This is a genomic window from Bacteroidota bacterium (assembly GCA_016720935.1).
GTDB lineage: Bacteria > Bacteroidota > Bacteroidia > AKYH767-A > 2013-40CM-41-45 > JADKJP01.
Window position 1 is genome coordinate 420806 of record JADKJP010000003.1, and the last position, 19969, is coordinate 440774.

The window sequence follows — 19969 nt, forward strand, 5'->3', positions numbered from 1 at the left end:
TTTCTTCCTTTTAATTTTATTCTGATTTCTTTCCAGTAAGGCCAATGATGTGTTTGTATTTCTGATAAAGAAAGGATACCAGAATGAGTATTACTCCAAGTCCAATGAAGGAGATGATCCTGTTCAGGGAATCCAGATAAGAAAGATCATAGAAAAATACTTTTGCGATAGTCAATCCGAACAACAGGATGGAAACTATGCGAATGTTTAATCTTTTCCTGTAGATTCCGATCACCATCAAGAGCATAGAATATGCAAGCCAGGCAATTGAAATTGACAATTGTTGCTGGTTCTTCCAGGTGTTTCTGTACATCGTGCTTACAGTATCATATCCACTTGCGTTTTTCGCGATTTTTAGGAAAAAATAATCACGTACCTCTACAGTAAGAAAGATAAATAATGTTACAACAATACCTAACCTGAGCAAATCACTCAGACGGTGAAATGAAAATTTCAGAGTGTAAATGTCGGTCCATCTTGATTGAAGAAATAATCCAAGGGCCAGGAACGCTAGTGCTCCGGAACGATAGTTGAAAATGCTGTGATAAAACTCTATGGGACGGAATTGATCAAGTGAAGCGGGAATCGCGCTGAATAAGGCAAGTGACAAAAGCACGAGTGCTCCTTTGAACATCGCTTCATTTCCATATCTTCTGGAGAAATACCAAAGTAAGAGTGAAAACAAGTTCCATTCCATGGATAAAATATAAACCGACATCCTTTGAATCCATGTTGCAAATGTAGGCTCAGAAATGTACATCAATTGACCGCTGTAATTTCCGGTTTCAATGGTCATTAAAGCGGTAAGAAACAGTATCCAGGCGTAACACAATACATCTCGTATTTTCGATGAAAATTTATGTTGAAAATTTGTGGTGATTTTATAAGATAAAAACGCGGAGCAAGCCATAGTCAGTAATGCCAATGCACGGATATTAGCGAGAAAATGATAACGTGTAAATGGGATTTCGAAACCATCTTTCGCAACAACAAAAGAGATTGAAGCAAAAACTAAAATTCCTACTCCGCTGAATAAAGCAATGGCGTGTTTGTAACGCATCGCTAATAGGATAACCAGGAAGGATTCTATTGCCCAGGCAATGGTTATTTCGAGTTCGTCAAACTGGGTTCCTGATGCAATGACCGATAAAAGAAGCGCGGAGAGCAGATAACGCACCTGGATAATTTCTTCTCCGGATCTTTTCTTGCGGATCCATAAAAAAATAAGAAAATAAATAACACTAAGCACAGTTGTCACCAGACCCATCCACTGATGATGATGCGGATTGATGGCGCTGAAGAGAGACAGATACAAAAATGCACCATTGGCAAGAGATATAAACTGATGATGCAATTTGATCGCAATGGAGGTAGAATTTATTCTGATGAATTCGACACCGGCAAAGAGCAGCCAGAATACAATGCTGAAACCAATGGTGATAAACAAATCATCATCTGAATAGAATTCGCCGAACCAAAGTGAAAAGACTAGAATAGTAGAAAGTAAACTCAAGGGCTCCAGTAAAAACCATTTTTCTTTTTTTGAAGCAACCAATAGCAAACCCAAATCAAGCAATGCGATATAGGAGAATAAACCAATTTCATTGGCTTGCCCGGTACTCAATAAAAACGGAGTAAGAAAACCACCCAACCAGCCGAAAAGTGCAATCACCTGAGAATCGTATTTGAATGCCTGCCAGAATGTAATCACTGTAACTGCTGACATCATCAACATCGCAACAATTTGTGGTACGAGATGATAAAAGTTGAACGCTGAATAAACCGACAGGTAAAGGATCGCTATTCCGGAACCTGAAAGTCCCTGGGAAAAGATTTTGTAATTCTTTTTCTGAAAATGATCCCCGCCAAAGAGCAATGCAAAACCCGTCACCACGCCAATAACAACACGCATGGTTTCAGTGATCCAGTTGTTGTCAAAAGCGTATTTTAAAAAGAATCCAACCCCAATGATCAACGCAAGAGCGCCAATTCTGTTTAGGATTTTTCCACCAATCAATGCTTCCCATTCTTCCTGTGTCCTGCTGGGTTTACGCGGTGGAGGCGGTGGCTGAGGTTTTCGTATTTCCGGTTCGAGAATGGTTTCATGAAGCACGACAGGTACAACCGGAATTCGCTCCTGTTCAACCGAGGGTGTTGGAATATAGGTTGGTGGTTCAGATTGCGGGACGATTACCGGTTCATTTGGACTGGATTTTTCACTTGTTTCTTTTTTCTGGTCGCCTTCCCTAACTCTTCTGAGCTCTTCCTGGATTTGCTGGATGGTTGCATCCTGTCTTTTGACTTTGTCACGTAAATTTATTGCTGCAAGAAAAGCATAGATGGAGCCACCAAACCATGCAAAGAGAAGTAATCCAAGAAGTCCAAGCATTGATAGTGGTTAGTGGTTAGTGGTTAGTGGTTAGTTGTTAGTTCTCTTGTGTTTTTATTGTTTCATGAATTTCTTTGCGGAGATTCCGGTAGAGTTTTCGCAAACGATGTTGTAAATTCCGCTTGAGAGTAAATTAAGATCCAATGTTAATTCGTTTTTCGAATTGTATTTCTCGCGAAAAACAAGTGCTCCGGTCATCGAATAAATTGAAATACGCATCTCTGAATCAGCATTAGTTTTAAAATGAATATGCAACATTGATCCGACAGGATTTGGATACAATGCAAAATCACTACTGTTCAGTTCCGGAACTGAGGTTGAAATGCACCAGGAGATTTGGTTGGTAGTTGCTCCAAATAGTTCGCTTAACAGAAAAGTGTAGTTGCTGAAATCGGTGATGCCTGCTTCAACAATGGTATCCACATATTCCTGGTAAGTATTCCCGAGCTGTGCGAAAAAGTTTACATAATTATTCGGATTGCCAATCGTGTCACCCAAAGGTGAAACGATTTGTATCGAAGGATAATTGATCTGTGTTTGTCCGCCGTTAAAAACATTCACATGAATTAAATTCGGATAAATTGGATCATACCAGACACTATCCACACAAATAAGGTTGTAATCAACAACCGTATCCATCGTTGGATTTTTAAATTTTACCAGCGTCGTGTAGTTGTCATTGTCTTCAATTACATAAATTCCGGTTCCATCAACTGAAATATCCTGAGAAAATTCACGACCGCCTGTATTTCCACTGTAATATCCCAACCAGTTAACCTGTCCGTTCAAATCAAAAGCGGATACAACCAGATCATAACCTGCGAAACCGTTTAAGCTGCCTGTAACTACCAGCGAATTGGAAGAGAGGATTTGAGCGCTTAATTTACTTCCGTCAAGCCCGTTCATTGATTTTGCCCAGATGATATTTCCGGAAGAAGAGAATTTGAAAATGCTATCCTGCAATCCAATGAGGTAAATATCTCCGGCATAATCCATAATCATTTCAAGACCTGCGTCCAGGAATGGCTGAGGAGTAGCAAGATGATCTCTTGACCATACGAATTGTCCGTTGTTATCATATTTTACAAAGGAGTAACCATTCTCTTGACCAAGAATGTAGATATTTCCGGGAGCATCACAGATTACCCTTGAGCCATAAATAGTAGAATCTGAAAAGTCTAAAGTTCCATTGGCATTATACCTGAATAATGTCTGTGATCCAGAAGAGAACGCGGAAACAATGACTCTGCTCGAATCGTCTACTGCCATATCAAATGTGCTAAGCGCAACTGACCAGACCTCATTGCCGCCAGTATCGAAAACCGCTACCCCGCTACTGCAATTCAGAAACAGTTTGTTGTTTTTGAAAATGATTTTGGTGAAATGTCCTGTATTGAAAGCGGTGGTTCCGGTATGCTGCCAGGCTACAGTACCAGTCGATGTTACCTTTAGTAAAATGGGTTCCATGTTGATTGTTCCCATAAATGCTCCGGCGATATAACAATTACCGGCATTGTCAAGCGTCATGTCAAATCCACGTGGCTCACCGCTTCCATTGTGATCATAGACCAATCGCCAATTTTCATTTCCGGTATAATCGTATTGTGTCAAAACAATTTTCACAATTGAATTCGTGACGGTAATACTGTGCTGATAGGTGCTGAGCACATAATAATTGCTGTTCATGTCATGCAGAATGCGAACAGGATAAACCGGGAAGGAATCCGGGAATGCATTGATTGTTCTTGTCCATTCAGGCGTCGCCTGTGCATTGGATTCTTTTTGTTGAAAGCAAATTGCGAGAACAAAAATCAGAAAGAACAGGGGAGAATTCTTTTTCATAAGATTATTTACAGTTGGTAATGGTTTCGAAAATATTCAGACAGACTCAAGTTCACTAAAATAGGAAAAAATCCGGAATAGATTCCTTGGATTCCGGCATGAATTGCCTGTGTCAGGGATAATTAAAATTATTTCAGCGAAAAATACTTTTGTATCGAAGGAAGCAGCGTCAGTATCAAAATCATTAATCCTATTCCTATACAAACAGGTTGTAAAATAAAATACTCCACCATGGTAATTTGGACAGCGATCCAGGAGATAAGAATGATTCCTGAATACAGCGAGTAGGTCCACGACCAGTGTTTTTCAGGATAGATGTTCAGTATAACTGCAAATTTCCATTTCGGTTGAAAAAATAATCCAATAAAAATGAAAAGAGGAAACAGCCCATTGAAGATAAGCAGGATCAGTCCGGGAAGAAAGAAGCTGTTAAAGGGTGTTCGGTTTAGATAAGAAAGGTTGATGCCTAAGCCGCTTCCGTCCGGATCAGTAATGAACGAATATCCTGCTGCAAGCGCGCTGACTGATAGTAGCAGATGCAACAAGCAAAGCAAATACAGTGGAAATGTTTTTTTCTTTTTCATTTGCCAAATGAAATTATCAAAGCGGCAGGCATGTTATTAGGCGAACTTACAAGAAATCAATTTTGTCTCTTCCTGATCAGGCCAATGATGACTTCAGGAATTAAATTTATTGGGCTAAAATTCTTCTGTGATAATTAATTTGTCCAAGGTGGTATCCGAGATGGATCAGTAAGTGGATCAGCATATTTTCAGTGGTCACGATCTTGTTGTGCTTTTCCAGAGGGAAGTCTTTTTCCAGATCTTCCGCACTCAGCTTCTGCAAGGTTTTTAATACGATTGATTTTGTCTCGTGAACTGAACTAATCAAATCAGACTTAGGGATATTTTTCAAGGAGAATTCCTTGTCTCTTTCACGGATATAGCCGGTATTACCAAGTGTAGCGCCAATAAAATGTTTCAGATTACCGATGAGATGTAAACAAAGATTTCCTGCAGAATTATTAATCCCGTCTTTCGTCATCCAAATAACCTGTTCGTTTTCGTAAGCATTAATTTCTTCAGATAATTTTTGCAGATCACGTTCGTAGAATTCGAGGAGGGTATCTTTTAGCATAGCTTGAAATATTTATTTGAAAATAATTAATTGTTATCTGAGTTAAATTCTGATGTTGAAATTCTCAATACAAGATTAGAGAAAATGCCGACATCATATGCAATGTTAAAATTATTTAACAGCCAATATCCTGTGAATCTGAGAAATTAAATTTTCAATTCGTTTACAAAAAAAGGGGTAACCTTTTGGCCACCCCTTTTTTAATTAAAATTGAATGGTTTTTATTCTACACTGATCCGGGATTGTCTTCTCACGTCACCGGTTTGAATAATCAATGTATAAACACCTCTTGAAATACCATGCAGTGGCAATGTAATCATGTTGTTGCCACTAACAGCGCTGAATTCATTATTTTTCAAAATCCGGCCTGTCAGATCGATCAACTGAACTATCGCTTTTTCATTTGTCGCTGATTCAAATTGAATGTTCACGAGTTCTGTAGCAGGATTAGGGTAAACAACAAAACGGTCGTCAGCAAGCGGTGTGCTCAAACGTGCAGGAGAAGGAGGAACATTAATGACGTCCGATACGGAATATGGTCCTGCAGGAACCCCGTTACAAATCGGACGTACCTGCCACTGGTATTGTGAATTAGGAATAAGTCCGGTGAGAGTAGTGCTTGTTACACCTCCTGTACCCAGGATCTTTTTCCAGATGTAGTTAGTGGTTCCAAATATCGAGTAACGAACAAGGAAACTATCCGCGGTAACCAATGGTGTCCAGCTGACAGTAGCACTGGTATTGTTCAACGGAGTATTCGACAAACCATAAGGAATCGCGCAGGCAACGGCACCGCTTGATGTAGTAAAGGTTGACGGTTGACTATATCCACTGCTGGAACCTGTACAGATCGCGCTGACTCTGTATTGATAAGTAGTGTTTGGTAAGAGATTGGAAAGAATTACCGAATTGCCTGAAGAACCCGGTTGATCAACATAAAGATAATTCGTGGTTCCATTGACTGCATAACGAATACGGAAAGTATCAGCGGAAACAAAGTTATCCCAACTCACCAATGCGGTTGAATTTGTGATGTTGGTAGTGGACAATCCGTACGGACGAATACAAGCGGCAATATTTCCAAGTGTGGTAAATGTTGAATTGCTGCTATAACCTGAACTTACTCCATTACAAACCGATGCAACCTGGTAAGCATAAAGCGTATTCGGATTCAGGTTCGAAAGATTCGCGCTTACTGTACCACCGGCACCATCAACATCCTTGTATTGGTAAACAGCAGAAAGGAATTCGTGATAACGAATTCGGAAAGTGTCAGCGACAACATACGGCGACCAGCTCACAGTAACCGTTGTATTCGTGGTATTTGATTGTGAAAGTCCGAATGGTTTCACACAGTTAACAGGAGTGCTTGCAGTGGTGAATGTTGTGGCACGACTATACCCGATTCTTGTTCCGGTACAAATCGCTCCAACCTGGATGCTGTAAGTGGTTGCAGGATCCAGACCGGTTAATGTGTGTGAATTTCCGAGTCCTCCATCAACATCAACATAACGATAATTGCTTGTTCCAAATACAGCATATCGTAAACGGAAAGTATCAGCTGTTACATAAGGTGTCCAGTCGATTTGAGCTGTTGTATTTGTTACTACAGGAGCGGTAATTCCATATGGTCTGATACAAGGAACAGGAGTTACATCCGTAGTGAAAATATAAGGCTGACTATAACCGCTGCTCACACCGCTACAGATAGAACTTACCTGGATCTGGTAAGTCATTCCCGGATTCAGGTTGGCAAGTGAAACCAAACTTCCATTTCCTCCATCTGAATCAATATAGATGTAATTGCTCGTACCATCTTCCGCGTAACGTGTACGGAAAGTATCGGCTAAGATGAATGGAGTCCAGCTGAAATCAGCAGTTGTATTGGTGATATTTGTAACATCAAGTTGCCCCGGAACAAGACAATTTACCGGAGTAAAGTCTGTCGTGAAAGTAATCGGAATTGTATACGTACTTGGGATACCTGAACAGCGTGTTGCCATTTCAATACTGTAATCAGTTCCCGGCAATAAACCAGTGAGAGTAGTACTCACCGGGCCACCGGCACCATCCACATCTTTATACAAATAATTAGTTGTTCCGTTGATCGCATAACGAATCCGGAACGTATCCGCGGTTTGAACATCCCATGTAATGTCTGCAGAGACATTGGTGATATTGCCTGCATTCACACCTGTTGGAACAGCGCAACTTCCCTGAAGTCGCACAAGGAAACCACTTGTCAGGACGTTATCCAGTGGATTCAAATTGAATGGAGGGAATGGATCCATTGTATAAGTAATAACATGGACATCATACCAACCCGGTTGTGCGATCGCGGAAATTGTGAAATCTGTATACAATGAATCTGAATACCCACCAAAACCATCGGAATAGATCTGGCTCGGATCAAAAAGGTCAGTGAAGATCTGAACTCCGTTCTGTTCGAGATAAATATCTGTCGAACTCATCGGTGGTGATACCGAGGATAATATTCCGTTCGCAAGTGTAATGGTTGTAGTTAATGTTGTTCCCTGGAAAGCAAAGTCAGGGCTGATCGTTGAAACCTGTGCAGTAAGGTTCGCAGCAAGGAAATAAAAACTCATTAAGAGTAAAAGACGTCTCATGGGAATATGATTTTGGTTCTTACGAAGATATATGGAAATTTCAAAGACTTTTTTAGGGGGGAGGATTTGTTTTTAACAGGGTTTTTGGTTCCGGGTTCAGAGTTCCGGGTTTTATGTTTATTCTAAAGAGATTGATATTTGTTAATTTGTCTTGTAAGTTTAATTCAATAAGAGGAAAAGGATGCGTTCTACATAACCCGGAACCCTGAACCCGAAACCCGGAACCTTTTTGCCCACTCAGAGTCAAATACTATCTTTAAATCGTCAATTTTCATAATTTAAACCTCGAACCTCGAACAATTATCCCCTACCTTAAAAATGTTTAAACTCCTCAACCAACCCTACCCAAAAGAATGGAAGATTCAGAAGGGAATCCGGGCGGCGTTTGTGAGCGGGTTGATTGTTTTTGCATTTCTCTGGGTTTTTGAGCCCTTTGGCATTTCCGGTGTGGAGGTTTATAACACTCACCTTTTTATTCTTGGTTATGGAGCCGTAACGACTTTGGTTGTGCTGCTCATTATTCCTTTGCCCTTGATTTTTAAGAATTTTTTCAGGGAGGAGAAGTGGACGGTAGGGAAAAACATCGCCTATTTCGTTTTTATTTTTTTCTGCATTGGAATCGGTAACTGGTTGTACACCCATATCATGACCGGTTTGCCATTGGTCTGGAGAAGTTTTCTGTTTTTCCAATTTGTAACTGTTGCAGTCGCTGTGGTCGTCGCGGGCTCCACCACGATGTTGAACTACAGTCGCTTCGTTACTCTCAATGTGGAAGAGGCCAAACAGATTGAAAAAGAAGTATCCAAAATTGAAAAGCGTCCCGAGCAGGTAGAGTGGACTTTACTTTCAGAAAATGAGAAGGACGAGCCCTTGAAAGTAGATTCATCTTCGCTTTTGTTTATCGAATCAGCGGATAATTATTCTAAAATTATTTTCAGAAAAGACGGACAGGTTAAATCCGTTTTGTTGCGATCCAGTCTGAAAAGAACAGAAAGTCAGCTAAATCATCCTTTTGTTTTTCGCTGTCATCGTTCATTTCTCGTGAACCTGACCAAAGTCGACTCGGTTTCAGGAAATTCACAGGGCTATCGTTTGCATTTTTCAGGTACTGATGAGACTATTCCTGTTGCCCGACGAACCGGACAAGAGTTGCATGAACGATTGCATAGCCTGGAGAAGTCGGTTTGATTTCATCCGGAAAGAAAAATTTCTCAAAACAACTTATTGGTCTGACTGAAAATGAAGGCAAATTTTTGTCTTTCTAATATTTCCACCTTCCCATTTCGCCTGAATTTTTAAGCCATTCGTCCCAAAGCTCCCTTTTTGTCCCAATTCCCAACCATTCCCCCCAATTCCCCGCCACCCCTGTTTTCGCCCCCTAAATTTGCCCTCACAAAACAAAAAACCTCAAACCCCAAGCCTCGAACTCGAAACTCAATAACCCAGCCAATAACTACCAATAACTAAATAACCAACCAACTCTAACTCAAAACTCAATAACTCAATAACTCAATAACCCAATAGCTCAACAACTCAACAACTCAATAACCCAATAACCCAATAACCAAATAACTCAACAACTCATTCTCATGTCCCTCTTCAACCTCTTCCTCACCATCCACATCGTCTGCGGCTTTACCGCATTTTTTGTTGCACCTGTTGCTATGGCTGTTAAAAAAGGCGGCGATTCCCACCGTAAATGGGGAAAAGTATTTTTCTGGGCAATGGCAGGAGTGTGCGGAGCTGCCCTGGTAATGGCACCGATGCACAACAATTTATTCCTGACACTCGTCGCGGTGTTTTCATTTTATCTGGCTTTTTCAGGGTATCGTTCCTTGTACCGGAAAAATATCAAAAGCTGGAAAGACGTGGCATTTATCGATTGGTTCGTTGTAATTCTGAACGCGTTGTTTTGTCTGACTTTGTTGATTATCGGAATCGGAAAACTTCCTGATTCTTTCGGGGTAATTTCAATTGTTTTCGGAACAATCGGATCCCTCAACAGTCTCAGGGATCTTGTTTCATTCGTCAGACCTGCGCAAACAAAAGGAAAATGGTTTTTCAGCCACATGGGTGGAATGATTGGAGCTTACATCGCGGCCGTTTCCGCCTTTTCTGCTGTGAATTTTAATTTTGAATGGCTCCCGGTGAGTATTCAGTGGCTCTGGCCAACCATCATCGGAGTGCCTGCCATGATGATCTGGATGAAACAGTACCGCAGGAAATTCTCCAAAGGCAAAGCGATCCGCGAGGAAGTGGAGGTGAGGATTCAACCGGAAGCGTGAATATGAGTTTTTATGGATCATAATCAGAAAATTGATACAACATTTTCTGAAAAGAATTTCCTGTTCTGAACAAAGAAAATCTAAAAACCAATAACGAAAAACGAACAACCAACAACGAAAAACCTTCAACTATCCATTAAAAAAGTATCCGTACCTTTGTCCGCTCTCACCCTCATTTTAAAATGGACAAATTTTCTTATCTCGGTAATGCGGATGTTTCGCAGATTGAAGCTCAATATCAGCAGTTTTTGACAAATCCGGAATCTGTTCCGGAAAGCTGGAGGAAATTTTTTGAAGGTTTTGAGTTTGCACGGACTTCCTATGATGTTCCCGGCTCAACAACATCAAAGCAAAATGCTGTTCCTGAAAATTTTCAGAAGGAATTCAATGTCGTAAACCTGATCAACGGCTATCGTAACCGCGGACACTTGTTTACGAAAACCAATCCGGTGCGCGAACGGAGGAAGTATACTCCCACACTGGAACTGGAAAATTTTGGATTGAGTGCTGCTGATGCGGAAACAGTTTTCCAGGCAGGATCACTCATCGGTATTGGTCCTTCAAAATTAAAAGACATCGTCAACCATCTCGAGGAGACATACTGCGCTTCCATTGGTGCAGAATACAAATACATCCGTACTCCGGAAATTGTCGACTGGCTCGAACAAAAAATGGAAAGCAAAAAAAATGCTGTTGCTTTTCCCATTGAAAAGAAGAGAAAGATTTTGACAAAGCTGAACGAAGCTGTCGCTTTCGAAAATTTCATTCATACAAAATTTGTGGGGCAAAAAAGATTTTCTCTCGAAGGTTGCGAAACCCTGATTCCCGCCCTCGATGCTGTTATTGAAAAGGAGCAGAGCAGGGGATTAAAGAATTTGTCATCGGTATGGCTCATCGCGGACGACTGAATGTTCTGGCGAATGTCCTTGGTAAAACCTATGAAGAAATATTTGGCGAGTTTGAAGGGACAGAATACGATGACATGGAATTCGCGGGTGATGTGAAATATCATCTTGGTTTTTCCAGTGATGTTGTCACAACTTCTGGAAAGAAAATCCACCTCAGTGTCGCTCCAAATCCTTCTCACCTCGAAACGGTTGATCCGATTGTACAGGGTGTTGTGCGTTCCAAAATTGACAACACTCCCGGTGGTAATGAAGATCAGATCGCGCCCATTCTGATTCATGGTGACGCCGCAATCGCCGGTCAGGGTGTCGTGTATGAAGTAATTCAAATGTCTTTGCTGAGAGGATATCGGACAGGCGGAACCATTCACCTGGTAACGAATAATCAAATCGGATTCACTACAAATTATATCGACGGTCGTTCAAGTACATACTGTACGGATGTTGCCAAAGTCACGCTCTCTCCTGTCTTCCACGTAAATGGAGATGATGTTGAAGCATTGGTCTACACCATCGAACTCGCAATGGAGTTCAGACAGAAATTTCACCGTGATGTATTCATTGATATTCTCGGATACCGGAAATATGGTCACAACGAAGGCGATGAGCCCCGGTTCACACAACCTTTGCTCTACAAAGCAATCGCGGAACATCCGAATGCTCGTGAAGTGTACAATGCGAAACTTCTCTCTCAGGGAGAAGTGGAGGCAAGCCTGGCGCGTGAGCTCGAAAAAGAATTCAAAGCCATGCTCCAGATTAGTCTGGATACAGCCCGACAATCAAAAAGTAAAAAGAAAGTTTCTCCACACCTCGAAGGAAGCTGGAAAGGTTTACGCATTTCAAATGAATCCGATTTCGAAACTTCTCCTGAAACGGGAGTAGAGAAAAAAATCTTAATCGATATCGGAAATAAAATCTCGACACTTCCTTCCGATAAAAAATTCTTCAGTAAGACAGTCCGCTTATTCGAAGACAGAAAAAAACTTGTCACGGATGAAAAAGCAGATTGGGCCATGGCGGAATTACTGGCTTATGGAACACTGCTGAAAGACGGTTTCCCTATCCGGTTCAGTGGACAAGATGTAGAACGTGGAACTTTTTCTCACCGTCACGCAGTTGTTCGTGTGGAGGATTCTGAAGAACAGTATACACCTCTTGCTAATGTAGATCCAAAGCAGGCGTCATTTTCTATTTACAATTCTCTGCTCTCGGAATATGCGGTTCTTGGATTTGAATATGGTTATGCCATGTCGACACCAAACGCTCTTGTAATCTGGGAAGCGCAGTTTGGTGATTTCATGAATGGTGCGCAGATTGTGATTGACCAGTACATCAGCAGCGCCGAAGACAAATGGAACCGGATGAATGGCATCGTCATGTTATTGCCTCACGGTTATGAAGGCCAGGGAGCGGAGCATTCGAGCGCGCGTCTGGAACGTTTCCTCAACCTATGTGCTGAACACAATATGCAGATTGTGAATTGCACTACGCCAGCGAACTTCTTTCATGCATTGCGTCGTCAGTTAAAACGTCCGTTCAGAAAACCTTTGGTTGTTTTTCTCCAAAGAGTTTGTTGCGTCATCCACGTTGTGTTTCTTCTTTTGATGATTTGTCAAAAGGTGGATTCCGCGAAGTGATTGATGATGTAAGCGCGGATGCAAAACAGGTTAAAAAAGTTGTGGTTTGCTCCGGCAAAGTGTACTATGAATTATTGGAACAAAAAGAAAAAGATCAGGCAAATGATATCGCATTGGTAAGACTGGAGCAATTGTATCCTTTCCCTGCCGGACAATTGATCGCCTTGAAGAAAAAATATTCAAAAGCGACAGAGTGGATCTGGTTGCAGGAAGAGCCGATCAACATGGGTGCCTGGTCATATTTGTTGAGGACTTGTCAGGATATTTCTTTCAAAGTCATCGCCAGATCAGAAAGCGCCAGTCCTGCCACAGGATCTCACAAAACTCATGAACGCGAACAAAAGGAACTCCTCAACAGAGTCTTCGAAAAAGTAGCCATCTCTCAATAATATCCCTCTGCGTCTCTTTGCGTCTTTGCGCGAAATATTTTCGGCAAAAGCCCAAAAGACGCAATGAAAAAAATTATTCCTATGTCAAAAGTCGAAATGAAAGTCCCCAGCCCCGGTGAATCCATCACTGAAGTTCAGATAGCAAGATGGATTTGCAAAGATGGCGCATACGTTGAAAAGGATGATGAGATCTGTGAGATTGATTCCGACAAAGCAACGTTGACACTGAATGCTGAAGCCTCAGGGACAATAAAAATTCTTGCGAAAGAAGGAGAAACTGTCGCTGTAGGCGCGGTTGTTTGTTCTATCGATACAGATGGAGTAGCGCCTGAGATTAAAAAGGAGGAAAAGCCAAAAGCAAAAAATGAAACTGCAGCTCCTGTCGCGACACCTGCTGTGGCTGCGAAAGAAGTAGCACCGGCTTCTTATGCTGCCGGCATTCCTTCTCCTGCTGCCGAAAAGCTGATGAAAGAAAAAGGCATCGCTCCGGCGCAGGTAAGTGCATCCGGTAAAGGTGGAAGAATTACTAAGGGAGATGTACTCAATGCCGGTAATGTTCCGGCAAATGCTTCAGCGGTCGCGCCTCTCAATCCGGGTGGTGAACGCAATGAGCGCAGGGAGAAGATGAGTATGCTCCGTAAAAAAGTTGCGGAACGACTCGTTGCGGTGAAGCAGGAAACCGCAATGCTGACCACGTTTAACGAGGTTGACATGCGTCCGATTATGGATATTCGTAAACAGTATAAAGATAAATTCAAAGAAGCTCATGGTGTAAATCTGGGTTTCATGTCGTTTTTTACAAAGGCGGTGTGTGAAGCATTGTATGCTTTCCCTGCGGTGAATGCACGCATTGATGGTACAGACCTGGTTTATCATGATTACTGTGATATTGGAATCGCGGTGAGCGCTCGAAAGGATTGATGGTACCTGTGATTCGCAATGCAGAAACTTTGAGTCTGGCTCAGATCGAAGCCAACGTGATGGAGCTTGCGGAAGAGCTCGTGATGGAAAGATTTCCATCGATGAAATGACCGGTGGAACATTTACGATTACCAACGGTGGCGTTTTCGGGTCCATGTTATCAACTCCGATTATCAATCCTCCTCAAAGCGCGATTCTTGGAATGCACAATATCGTTGAGCGTCCTGTCGCTATCGATGGAAAGGTGGAAATCCGTCCGATCACGTATGTCGCGCTCTTATGATCACCGCATCATCGACGGTCGCGAGTCTGTCGGGTTCCTGGTTAAAGTGAAACAAATGCTGGAGGATCCAACAAAGATGCTGTTTCATGGCAAAGATCCGGTGCAGACTTTGCTGGGGCTTTAAAGTGTTTAATCTGTATCAAATTTTCAATGGTTAATGGATTTGAACCAGCCCAAATGGGGTTCAGATCTTTTCATGCAAGTAATTAATGCCGCTTAAACTTCAATTTGTTAAATTATTGTGGCGGCATAACTAATTCTAATGTAGGTTCTCTTCCATTATCCTCGGAACCCTGCATAAGATTGGTAGGGGTCATCTCTAAATAAACTTGAATTGTAGATTTCACGAATACAAATAAAACTGCAAATAAATGCTAGAAATCAGATGTATGTCTAATATTTGCTTTGGAAATGATCGTCTGTTTTTGTAAATTAGCTAGGTGAAAAAGATAAAAGGGCTTGATTTTATTATCGACAAGCTAACAAACTCAATTGAAAATGTCGTTACTGGCGATATCTTTCAAACAGAGGTGTCTCTATTAACAAAACTAGATTTGAAATCAATCACCAAAGGAAATGGCTGGACATTTAATTGGAAATCTGAAATTAGTGATCCTGCCAGAGAAGTTTACAAATTGACAATTATCAATAATTCCACAATCATTCAGGATTAATCAGTTTGGAAGTTAAGGTGGATCATGTTTTTTATGCATTTTGGTTGAGAGTGCACCTTTCAATAAAGGAAAATCCAAGATGTATTCCGGTGTTGCTGGGAATTTGGTAGCATTTGCCTGTAAGTTATCTTTTCAAGAGGACATCAGGGAAATATTGCTTTCGTTTCAAAGACTCAGTTAATTGGTCACTATGTGAAGACACTTGGTGCAGTTCATATTGGTGGTAGGGTATTAGTTATTGAATCCAAAGCAGCGCAAATATTAATTGACAAATATTTCCAAAATCAATAAAAATGAAGACGATAAAAATTGACTTGGATATTGATTGTATCGGTGGCCAGGATAAATTGACTAAAGAGGAAGAAGATTAATTGCCGAATACTTCAATAAAAGAAAAAACAAATCAAAGCTTTCTCGTTCTTCAAATAAGAAGATAGTTTTCGAAAAGGACCAAAGTTTCAATTTAATTTTCATTTACCAGAACCATGAACTGATGTATTATTTTGGTCTGCTTTGGTTTTGTAATATCATAATTTGGATTTTTCCGTAAAGAGCTAATCAGGTAATGACTAATATTCTTTTTAATAAGCACTATGCCAGGTTATAAATTTTTTGCTCGCTTTTTATTATGGCAAATCTTCAGATTTAGTTAATGTTTTGACAAATGGTTCGAATATTTCTGGCAGTTTCCTCTTCCATTGAATTTGCGGAAACAATTGCAGCAAATGTTTTCCAGATACAGCAAATGCTGCAGGGTTTCGCTGGGCACCGGAAGAGAATCTGCACATCACAATATTTTTATAGGTGAAGTAGAAGAAGAAGATTCCTCTCATCAGAGAAAAATACGGGGAGTCCTCAGTCCAACATTCATCCTTTCATCTCGAATTTGAGCAATTAGAATTTCGCGGACACAGCAGAAGCCATCAATGTTCTGGGCGTTTTTAAAAATCAGAAAATTTTTCTGTTTTATCAGCTAAAGGTTGCTTCAGAAGTACAGCAATACATGACAATAAAAGATTCAACACCAGGATCGATTCCACATATAACGATTGCGCGATTAAAGGGAATCAGATGTTGATACTATTTCTCCTGAGTCTTTCGCGAAAATTGAATTGCCGGAAATTGATTACGTGGAATTATGGCAAACTGTTCACACCTTCCGGCGTAAATACCTTTCGCTGGACAAGTTTGATTTTGGAAAAAATAGAAAAAAAGATTTTAAGATAATCAGCCTTCTTCAGCAACAACTTCATTCACTTCCGGTACAAGGCTTTTAATAATTTTTCAATTCCGCCTTTTAATGTTTGTGAAGAAGATGGGCAGCCACTGCATGAACCTTCCATCACTAATGTAACTACACCATCTGAAAAAGATTTGAAACGAATCGCACCGCCGTCTTGTTCGACAGGTTTAACATATTCGTCGAGGTTTTCAATGATCTTGGTTTCAATTGCAGAGGCAGTTTTTGTCCTGTCGATTTCGGATCAGCAATTTGTTCAACCGGACCGATAAACACAAGGTTGTCCGGTTTCAGATACCTTTTGATGAACTCTCTGAAGATTCCCATGGTTTCATACCAGTCCACATCTGAGTTTTTGGTCAGCGTTACAAAATTTGTCGTGATAAAAACGCCGGAAATGTAAAAACCCAAAAGGCTGCATGGCCAAAAGGGCAGTTCTTTGCCTGATCCTACACGTGTACTCAAGCACTGCCTTCCTCAAGGAGGTAGCGGTTCACTACAAATTTCATCTCGCCGGATTCGGCGTCGCCTCGGCATAAACAGTGATTACTTTTTGATTTCCATAGCTAATGCAAAGATACGATTTATTTTGGGGACGAGGACGGGGGCGAGGACGATTGGGTTCCGATTTCTTAGTTAATGTTGTTAAATTGTTTTAATCTCCCGACTCCTGATTCCCGACTTCCAACCTAGAACCTCAGAAGGATTGCAGTCCCTTGTCTCCCGTCCCCCCGTCCCTCGTCTCCCGTTTTTCCTCCCCTTACCCCGTCCATCCCACATGACTACCTTTACACAAAACAAAGTAGATTTTTGGTTATCGGAAGCGGGATTGCCGGACCCACCGTTTGCTCTGAAAGTGGCGAAACATGGCAAGGTTATCATTATCACCAAAGCAAACTCTGAAGATTCAATACAAATATGCTCAGGGCGGGATTGCAGGTGTGATGCACGGTCGGATACTTTTGAAAAACATGTTCAGGATACTCTGGAATGTGGTGCCGGATTATGCGATGAACGAATTGTAAGAATGGTCGTTACCGAAGGGCCGCGCATTCGTGGGATTATCGAATGGGGAACCAGGTTTGATAAAAATGAAACCGGAAGTTCGATCTTGCAAAAGAAGGCGGACACAGTGAGCATCGCGTATTGCATTTCAAAGATGCACGGAAATGAAATTGAACGTGCATTGCTGGAACAGATCCATCAGCATCCCAATATTTCTATTTACACATTATTTTGCCGTTGATATAATTACGCAGCATCATCTTGGAAAAGAAGTGATGCGCAGCACGCAGGGATAGAATGTTATGGAGCATATGTCCTCAACTTGCAGACTAAAGCCTTGAAACGATTCTTAGCAAAGTGACATTGGTAGCTACGGGCGGGGCCAGGACAAGTTTACAAAGCCTCGCAATCCGGTTATTGCTGCGGTGATGGTATCGCGATGGTTTATCGGGCAAAGAGCAGGTGAAGGACGCGGGTTTATTCAATTCCATCCAACGGCTTTGTACAATCGGCGAACATCATCATTCCTGATCACCGAAGCTGTAAGGGGTTTCGGGCTGTTTGAAAACACAAGATGGTGTCGGTTCATGCAGAAGTACGATATGGGAACGGAAATCTCTTGCGCCTCGCGATATTGTCGCACGCGCGGAGATTGATAACGAAATGAAAATTGGCAGAGATGAATTTGTTTTTCTGGATTGCCCGCCACATTCCCTTCGGTAAATTTGTAGAGCATGCCAAACATCAGTAAAAGTACCAAAGCATTGGCATTGACGTTCTCAAAGACTTGCCAGTTCCTGTTGACACCGCCAACTCTCTATCTGTGGAGGAATAGTTGTCGATGAATTCGGCCGCAGCAACATTGAAATTTATATGCGGCGGGGAGAATGTGCCACTATACCAGTGCATGAACACCAGATAAGCTGGCGTCTAATTCACTGTTGGAAGCCTTGTGTTTTCTCACCCGCGCTGCAATGAACGCGATTGCAACATATAATTCCGTTCAGTAGTAAAGAAGTTCCGGTTTGGGATGCAGAAGGAACCACCCAGCCCAATGAAATGGTTCTCATCACCCATAACCTGCACGAGTTGCGGGATGTGTTGAGCAACTATGTTAAACGTTGTGAGATTGAATCAGCGATTGGTGATGCTTTGGATCATCTGAAGATCATTTATGGAGAAACCGAAGCTGTATGAACGCACGGTACTTTCTCCAAAACTATGCCGAACTCAGAATCTCATTACTGTTTGCTTATCTCATTAAAATTCGCATTAAGGCAAAAGCAAAATGTTAGCTTACATTATTCGACAGATAATCCACGTCACAGAAACAACAAAAAGCAATTAAGCTGTAGGTGGAAAGGAACAGCAGGGCAACTGATCCGAAAAATATTTTCACTTAGACCGATGAATTGCATTCGCTCATAAATGATTTCATCACCAGGTGGAATTTAATCCGGTGTATGGAAAGTACGTCCCGTCCCTGAGACCCGTTGGAAAAGACGTATGGAAATCCGGCAGAATTTAAATTTCTCTGTTGCGTTTCAAAAACTTTGAGATCTCACCGGCTTTACGAATTTCCGATACTGTTTTCAGCAGCAGCGGAACAACCCGGAATGGAAGTAAGCAGGCATTTTGTTCCCTGATCTGCAGAAATCTCGTACTTCTTGAAAGGATTCGAATTGTTTTGCGGTCCACTTGCTGAAGGTATTGTTCGCTTATTATTGTGCATGGGCAGGAAGGTTCATCCCGCTAATCTTGATGACCGATGATCTGATCCGTCAAAGCAAGAATCCTCATAGTGGTTTTATCTGAAACATTCTGCTGAATTATCCGATCTTCTGGGAAATCGCTAAAAAGCTAAGAGACAAAAACAATTCTCCTGGGAGTGACTTTTGCATTGCTTGATTTCGCGGAAAAACATTTCCATAGTTTTCAGGAACTCATTGTGATGGAAACAGGAGGGATAGAAGGGAGAAAAGGAAATGGTCAGAAGAAGAAATACATGATGTTTGCAAAGGATTTGATGTACCTGCAATACATTCAGAATATGGAATGACGGAATTACTGTCTCAGGCATATTCAAAGGAGACGGTTTTGTTTTACTCCACCCTGGATGAAAATTTTCCTGAGAGACACCAATGACCACTGCGGTGTTGAGCCCCGGTACTGGGTGGCATCAATGTCCGTGAATCTTGCAAGTTTGGTTCCTGTGCTTTCATCGCGACCCAGGATTTGGAAAATGCACAACCGATGGCAACTTTGAAGTGATCGGTCGCTAGACTATAGTGACTGGAGAGGTTGTAATCTATTGGTTATCTGATCTGAAAGCAATTTACAAAGGAAATTCCCGGTTTTACTCTTGAAATTCTCAGGCTGCATTCAAATCAATGATTACTTTTGCCATCTGAATCAATACATCTATCAAATGAAAGACAGGCGCCGCCTAATTATTATTGTTGTTTCAGTAGGACTGGAAGTCTTGTTTCCTGTACATCGTAAACCGTCTCGAAATTAAAACGGAAGATTACATCCAGCTTGATTCAATTTCTTTTTCGCGATCGCTGTTGTAGTCGGAATCGCAATGCTTCTAAACCATGAACAAAAAGAAATCTAACGGACCGGAATAAATGTT

The 19969-nt window shown here is 41.5% G+C and carries 12 protein-coding genes and 3 pseudogenes; 8 read left to right on the forward strand and 7 right to left on the reverse strand.

What is annotated here, in order from left to right:
* Positions 1–16 precede the first annotated feature (16 nt).
* The 5 genes from IPP86_04185 to IPP86_04205 form a co-directional block, all read right to left on the reverse strand.
* Positions 17–2389, reverse strand: a complete 2373-nt coding sequence (locus tag IPP86_04185) for a DUF2339 domain-containing protein (GenBank protein ID MBL0137716.1) — start codon at positions 2387–2389, stop codon at positions 17–19.
* Between the two features lie 54 nt (positions 2390–2443).
* A complete protein-coding gene (locus tag IPP86_04190) occupies positions 2444–4231 on the reverse strand; it encodes a T9SS type A sorting domain-containing protein (GenBank protein ID MBL0137717.1) in 1788 nt (595 codons plus the stop codon).
* Between the two features lie 128 nt (positions 4232–4359).
* Complete coding sequence (locus IPP86_04195; protein ID MBL0137718.1) at positions 4360–4815, reverse strand: hypothetical protein; 456 nt, start codon at positions 4813–4815, stop codon at positions 4360–4362.
* A 106-nt stretch (positions 4816–4921) separates the two neighbouring features.
* Positions 4922–5368: a DinB family protein gene (locus tag IPP86_04200; GenBank protein ID MBL0137719.1), complete on the reverse strand. Its 447-nt coding sequence runs from the start codon at positions 5366–5368 to the stop codon at positions 4922–4924.
* 221 nt (positions 5369–5589) lie between these two features.
* Positions 5590–7995 (reverse strand): fibronectin type III domain-containing protein, encoded by a 2406-nt coding sequence (locus tag IPP86_04205; protein MBL0137720.1) that lies wholly within the window; start codon positions 7993–7995, stop codon positions 5590–5592.
* A gap of 318 nt (positions 7996–8313) precedes the next feature.
* Here IPP86_04205 and IPP86_04210 point away from each other — a divergent pair, with 318 nt between their 5' ends.
* The 5 genes and pseudogenes from IPP86_04210 (at position 8314) to IPP86_04230 (ending at position 15380) form a co-directional block, all read left to right on the forward strand.
* On the forward strand, positions 8314–9183 hold the full coding sequence (locus tag IPP86_04210) for a LytTR family transcriptional regulator (GenBank protein ID MBL0137721.1): 870 nt from the start codon (positions 8314–8316) through the stop codon (positions 9181–9183).
* Between the two features lie 401 nt (positions 9184–9584).
* A complete protein-coding gene (locus IPP86_04215; GenBank protein ID MBL0137722.1) occupies positions 9585–10280 on the forward strand; it encodes a hypothetical protein in 696 nt (231 codons plus the stop codon).
* Positions 10281–10462: 182 nt separating this feature from the next.
* Positions 10463–13211: pseudogene (locus tag IPP86_04220) on the forward strand (2-oxoglutarate dehydrogenase E1 component).
* Positions 13212–13292: 81 nt separating this feature from the next.
* Positions 13293–14539, forward strand: a pseudogene (gene odhB / locus IPP86_04225) (2-oxoglutarate dehydrogenase complex dihydrolipoyllysine-residue succinyltransferase).
* Between the two features lie 316 nt (positions 14540–14855).
* Positions 14856–15380 (forward strand): annotated as a pseudogene (locus IPP86_04230) (hypothetical protein).
* 1063 nt (positions 15381–16443) lie between these two features.
* Here the strand turns inward: IPP86_04230 and IPP86_04235 are convergent.
* Positions 16444–16794 (reverse strand): NifU N-terminal domain-containing protein, encoded by a 351-nt coding sequence (locus IPP86_04235; GenBank protein ID MBL0137723.1) that lies wholly within the window; start codon positions 16792–16794, stop codon positions 16444–16446.
* Between the two features lie 313 nt (positions 16795–17107).
* On the opposite strand from IPP86_04235, the gene IPP86_04240 reads away from it, so the two are divergent.
* Both IPP86_04240 and IPP86_04245 read left to right on the forward strand, forming a co-directional pair.
* Positions 17108–17575, forward strand: a complete 468-nt coding sequence (locus tag IPP86_04240) for an FAD-binding protein (GenBank protein MBL0137724.1) — start codon at positions 17108–17110, stop codon at positions 17573–17575.
* Positions 17576–18318: 743 nt separating this feature from the next.
* Positions 18319–18531 carry a hypothetical protein gene (locus tag IPP86_04245; GenBank protein ID MBL0137725.1) on the forward strand — a complete coding sequence of 71 codons (213 nt, stop codon included), beginning with the start codon at positions 18319–18321 and terminating at the stop codon, positions 18529–18531.
* 373 nt (positions 18532–18904) lie between these two features.
* Here the strand turns inward: IPP86_04245 and IPP86_04250 are convergent, their stop codons facing one another.
* Positions 18905–19066, reverse strand: coding sequence for a hypothetical protein (locus IPP86_04250; protein MBL0137726.1), 162 nt, complete (start codon positions 19064–19066; stop codon positions 18905–18907).
* A 156-nt stretch (positions 19067–19222) separates the two neighbouring features.
* Between IPP86_04250 and IPP86_04255 the strand changes: the two genes are divergently transcribed.
* Positions 19223–19393: a hypothetical protein gene (locus IPP86_04255; protein ID MBL0137727.1), complete on the forward strand. Its 171-nt coding sequence runs from the start codon at positions 19223–19225 to the stop codon at positions 19391–19393.
* Positions 19394–19969: the final 576 nt, after the last annotated feature.

Bases quoted from the DNA above. Each gene is read 5' to 3' on its own strand.
- IPP86_04185 (MBL0137716.1), bottom strand. From the start codon at position 2,389: ATGCTTGGACTTCTTGGATTACTTCTCTTTGCATGGTTTGGTGGCTCC.
- IPP86_04190 (MBL0137717.1), bottom strand. From the start codon at position 4,231: ATGAAAAAGAATTCTCCCCTGTTCTTTCTGATTTTTGTTCTCGCAATT.
- IPP86_04195 (MBL0137718.1), bottom strand. From the start codon at position 4,815: ATGAAAAAGAAAAAAACATTTCCACTGTATTTGCTTTGCTTGTTGCAT.
- IPP86_04200 (MBL0137719.1), bottom strand. From the start codon at position 5,368: ATGCTAAAAGATACCCTCCTCGAATTCTACGAACGTGATCTGCAAAAA.
- IPP86_04205 (MBL0137720.1), bottom strand. From the start codon at position 7,995: ATGAGACGTCTTTTACTCTTAATGAGTTTTTATTTCCTTGCTGCGAAC.
- IPP86_04210 (MBL0137721.1), top strand. From the start codon at position 8,314: ATGTTTAAACTCCTCAACCAACCCTACCCAAAAGAATGGAAGATTCAG.
- IPP86_04215 (MBL0137722.1), top strand. From the start codon at position 9,585: ATGTCCCTCTTCAACCTCTTCCTCACCATCCACATCGTCTGCGGCTTT.
- IPP86_04240 (MBL0137724.1), top strand. From the start codon at position 17,108: ATGACTACCTTTACACAAAACAAAGTAGATTTTTGGTTATCGGAAGCG.
- IPP86_04250 (MBL0137726.1), bottom strand. From the start codon at position 19,066: ATGCACAATAATAAGCGAACAATACCTTCAGCAAGTGGACCGCAAAAC.